This is a genomic window from Hungatella sp. L36 (genome assembly GCF_014288035.1).
On sequence record NZ_JACOPC010000042.1, the window covers coordinates 1 to 4,505 of the forward strand.

At 29.3% G+C, this 4,505-nt stretch carries 3 protein-coding genes; 1 reads left to right on the forward strand and 2 read right to left on the reverse strand.

From position 1 onward, the window contains the following. Positions 1 to 102: 102 nt before the first annotated feature. Positions 103 to 918: a glycosyltransferase gene (locus tag H8S80_RS33770; RefSeq protein ID WP_117624391.1), complete on the forward strand. Its 816-nt coding sequence runs from the start codon at positions 103 to 105 to the stop codon at positions 916 to 918. A gap of 508 nt (positions 919 to 1,426) precedes the next feature. On the opposite strand, the gene glf is transcribed toward H8S80_RS33770, so the two are convergent. Both glf and H8S80_RS33780 read right to left on the reverse strand, forming a co-directional pair. Continuing rightward, complete coding sequence (gene glf, locus H8S80_RS33775) at positions 1,427 to 2,587, reverse strand: UDP-galactopyranose mutase (protein WP_117624389.1); 1,161 nt, start codon at positions 2,585 to 2,587, stop codon at positions 1,427 to 1,429. Between the two features lie 3 nt (positions 2,588 to 2,590). Then, positions 2,591 to 4,432, reverse strand: coding sequence for a hypothetical protein (locus H8S80_RS33780; protein ID WP_117624388.1), 1,842 nt, complete (start codon positions 4,430 to 4,432; stop codon positions 2,591 to 2,593). Positions 4,433 to 4,505: the final 73 nt, after the last annotated feature.

Genomic DNA, 4,505 nt, shown 5'->3' on the forward strand with positions numbered 1-4,505 from the left:
ACTTCCTATAATCGGTATTATTTAGAATACTATGACTTGTTTTGGGGTATTGTATGTGATATTATTTTTAGGGAGGTATAGATGTAGAAAGGAGATAAACAGATGCAATATTCCGTTTTAATGTCTGTATATGAAAAAGAGCAAGCTGATTTTTTAGAAATTGCTATAGAAAGTATTTTAAATCAAACAGTTAAAACGAATGATTTTGTTATTGTTTGTGATGGTCCTTTAAATGAACAATTAGAAAATGTTTTATTAAATTACAAAATTAAATGTCCAGAAACATTTAATATTATAAAATTGGATAAAAATGTCGGATTGGGAATAGCTTTAAATGAAGGACTTAGATATTGTAAAAATGACTTGGTAGCTAGAATGGATAGCGATGATATTTCAGTTTATAATCGCATGGAACTTCAAATGACCTGTTTTGAGAATGATGATAAGCTAGCAGTCTGTGGTGGATATATAGCTGAATTTAAAGAAAATCCGAACGAAATATCATCAATAAGAAAAGTACCGTGCAATCATAATGATATTCTTACATGGGCAAAAAAAAGAAATCCTATGAATCATATGACTGTAATGTTCCGAAAACAATTTGTCTTAGATGCTGGTAGTTATAAGAAAATGGACTTTGCAGAAGATTACTATTTATGGGTTAGGATGCTAATGAATAATGATCGAATGTTAAATTTAAATAATATCTTAGTAATGGCTAGGATTGGGAATGGAATGTTTCAACGACGAGGTGGGAGGCAGTATGTAGAAAAAATATATTATATGCAAAACACTTTTTATAAAATAGGCTTTATAAATAAAAGAGAGTTCTGTTTGAATTTATTTATTCGAACAATAAACAGTTTAGCTCCTAACTTGATACGAGAAAGAATATATAAGTTATTTTTACGTAATTAGTAAAATGATAAAAGGGCAAAAATTTCTAATTTCGCCCTTTTATCATTTACTAATAAATAATTTGTTTTAATATTTAGATTTATACTTTCCAGTTATATATCGTCCAATAAAATACTCAAGAAGTTTATATCCCCATGGAATTATGTAAATTAATATTATATTTAGAGGTATATATTTTACTAAAAATTGTACGCTGATACGTTGAAAGTCAAACTCATACCAACCGCGTATATACTGAATGATTACATTACATAATAAAATTAAAAATGTAAATTTTGCTGTATTTATTATAAATAAATGCATTGAAAAATCTTGTTTTTGAATTTTATCATAGAACTCTGCAGCAAGAATACCTGGTATTAGCACTACACACAATTGTAAAAAATCCATTAATTTTGTACCTTTCTTATAACTTATATTTAAACTTTCAATTCATAAAATATCATACATATTTCCTAATTGCAATAGTTTTAATATAATAGTAAGATTTATAAATATAAGTCAATATTTAGATATTAGGTTTAAGTTCTTTTTCAAAAACGCTAAGGGCCTTCTCGATAGTTTCAGACATTGTATAGTATTTATAATCAGCAAGTCTCCCAGATAAGATTAAGTCTGGAAATTGTTTTGATAAATTGAGATAATTACTATATAATATTTCATTTTCTTTTTGCGGTATAGGGTAGTATGGTTCCATTTGTTTGTTTTCTGAATCATATTGCTGAGGATATTCTTTTACTATCGTAGTTTTGGAATGGATTTGTCCTGTCATATGCTTAAATTCAGTTATCCTGGTAAAATCGTAATTATTAGGATAATTAACTGTACATATTTCTTGGTAATATTCTTGATCATATGTTTCGAAGACAAAGTCCAGCGTTCTATAAGGTAAGTTACCATAACAATAGTTAAATAATTCATCCAAAGGAGCTGTATAAATTACTTTACCAGTAAAGGCAGTATTTGAAAATAAAAATCCATGTTTTTCCATATCACACTTTATAATATCATGATAATTAGTATTTAGCATTAAATGAATATTGGGGTTATCTAACATTCGTTCAAATATTTTTGTGTAACCATGAGTTGGAATTCCTTGATAACGATTTTGAAAATATCTATCATCACGGGATACGTAAAATGGGATTCGGGCCATTGCAGCACCACCTACTTCTTCAGGTGTCATCCCCCATTGCTTTTCGGTATAATGTAAAAACACGTATTCATAAATATAATTAGCAAGATACTTTAGATCAGCATCTTCCTGATTTTGTAAATCCATAATAGGAACCTTAACATTCATACCATACTTTCTTAACAACTTTTTTTCCAATACTTCTGCATATGAAGTTGGAAAAACTTTATGTAAAGATTCTAAATTAAATGGTACAGGTACTTTTTTTCCTTCAATAACCCCTAGGACTCTATGATGGTAAATTCGGAAGTCCGTGAATTGATTAATGTATTTCCAAACTTTTTCACTTTCTGTATTAAAGATATGGGGACCATATTTATGAACTAATACCCCGTTTTCATTATAATAGTCATAGCAAGTGCCACCAATATGTTGTTTTTTTTCAATTATTAATACCCTTTTTCCGGTATGAGCAAGTTGCTCTGCTAATATACAGCCTGTAAGTCCAGCTCCAATTATGATAAAATCAAACATTTTTTAATTCCTTTCTAAATCAAGATATTCTTTCCAAAAAGTTATATTTGAAATTTTATTAATTTCATTTTGATATGATTTTACTGCTTTTTTATATCCACCCATTTGAATATAAAACGAGAGTTTAAAAAATCTAATCCACGTGGAGAAAAATTTCTTCTTGCTTATTTCTGTAAGATATCCACGATTTGATACTAGATCTACTTGTAGTACTTTTTTTCGCCTAAAAAAATTAATTGCTCTGGCACTAGTTAATTCCACGATACCATAATTATCCCAACCTCCTTTTTTAAATAAAGATTCAGGTAACAGATATCCATTAAATGTTAATCTTCTTACAAATCGTTTCCACTTTTTGCTGTCTCTTTGGTTTTGGGAGACAGCTAATTTTACATATATAAATGGATTATCCCCTCTTGAAAGTTCATTAAAATCTTGAAAATGAGGTGCAAATTTCATGATATCTTTATGCAATTGTTCACCATCTGTATTGATAAAGAAGGATACCCCACCTAAAAAATCTGTATAAGCTTTTATAATAAGATCTATATTTTCATAGCGATAGTAAAGTAATTCACGAGTGAGATTTTGGGCTAACAGTTTTATCGCTGAACTTGAAGAAAAATTTTTATCATAGAGCGCATTAAGGACTAGTTGATTCCTTAAAGTATAATATGTCATAAAAGAAGAATATTTATTGTGAAGTGGAGCATGCCATGCACATATTCCATTCATTGTTAGTATCTTTTTTGAATTACGTATTCCGAACTCCATATCATCACCACGTACAAAAAGCGGCAATGGTAGATTGGAGGGACTTAAAGACTCCAGTGGTATACAAGAGAAGACCCAGGCATTATAACTGCGGGATTCTTCCAAATCATTAAAAAGTATATCAGCTACAGATGTAAGATCTAAGTTTTGTTTAATATTAAACAAGAGGTTATTATTCCAAACAGCTCCAGACTCTAGCTGTATATTCTGTTTATCTAGACGCAATGTGGCTCCACCAATATATAAGTCACTATGCTGCTTTTTCGTATACGATAAAAAGGCATAAGTTCTTTCTAGTGAATTGATATCAAGAAGTGCGTCATCATCCATGAGTAAAACATGTGTATATGGCAGAGTGCTTTCTAAAACTTCTATTATTCCGCGTGTAAATCCACCGGCTCCACCTACATTTTTATTTTGGATAAGATGTAACTGGTTATGGTCAAAATATTTATGATCCAGAGTTCCTGCATTATCAATAACAAATAAGTCAAGTTGTTCCTTAAGTTGTGAGTTCTGATTTTTTAAAATATTATATTTGAAGAGATCTAAATTTTTATAAATAAAGTTTTCTCTTTTGAATGTACAGATAACTGCCCCCATTTTAATTTGGTTAATAGGTGCTTTATCAGTGAGTATCTCTCCGCCATAGAAAATGCTATCATTTTCTATGGCTTTTAGTTTCAGATAATAAAAGCCATCAAATTGATCTAGTGAGAAATTGTATTTGAAAGTAATTGACTTTTTTTCTTCGGAGGATGAATAGAGCTGTTTAACAGTATTATTTATTATTTCGTTATCTGCTAAAAAACTTTTGACTAAAGAAATTTCAAAATTTCCTTTTAATCTTAGAGATACTATAATTTCATCAATTACTGTATATCTGTACCATTTAGGTGAGCAAAATGAATTAAAATAAGTATTACTAAACAGTTCCCCATTTTTCTTAAAGGAGTATGTATGATCTTCAAAGTTATAATAGATATCCTCCTCCTGGTTTACTCGAAAAAACATTTTTTCTTGTAGGCAAATATTAGCCTGTGGCATTATAAATTTCTGTAACGTAAACATAGTGTGTTTGCCTCCATGTGATTAACTATTTATTAAGCTACTATACAGTACTTCTTACAATCGGTATTATGTA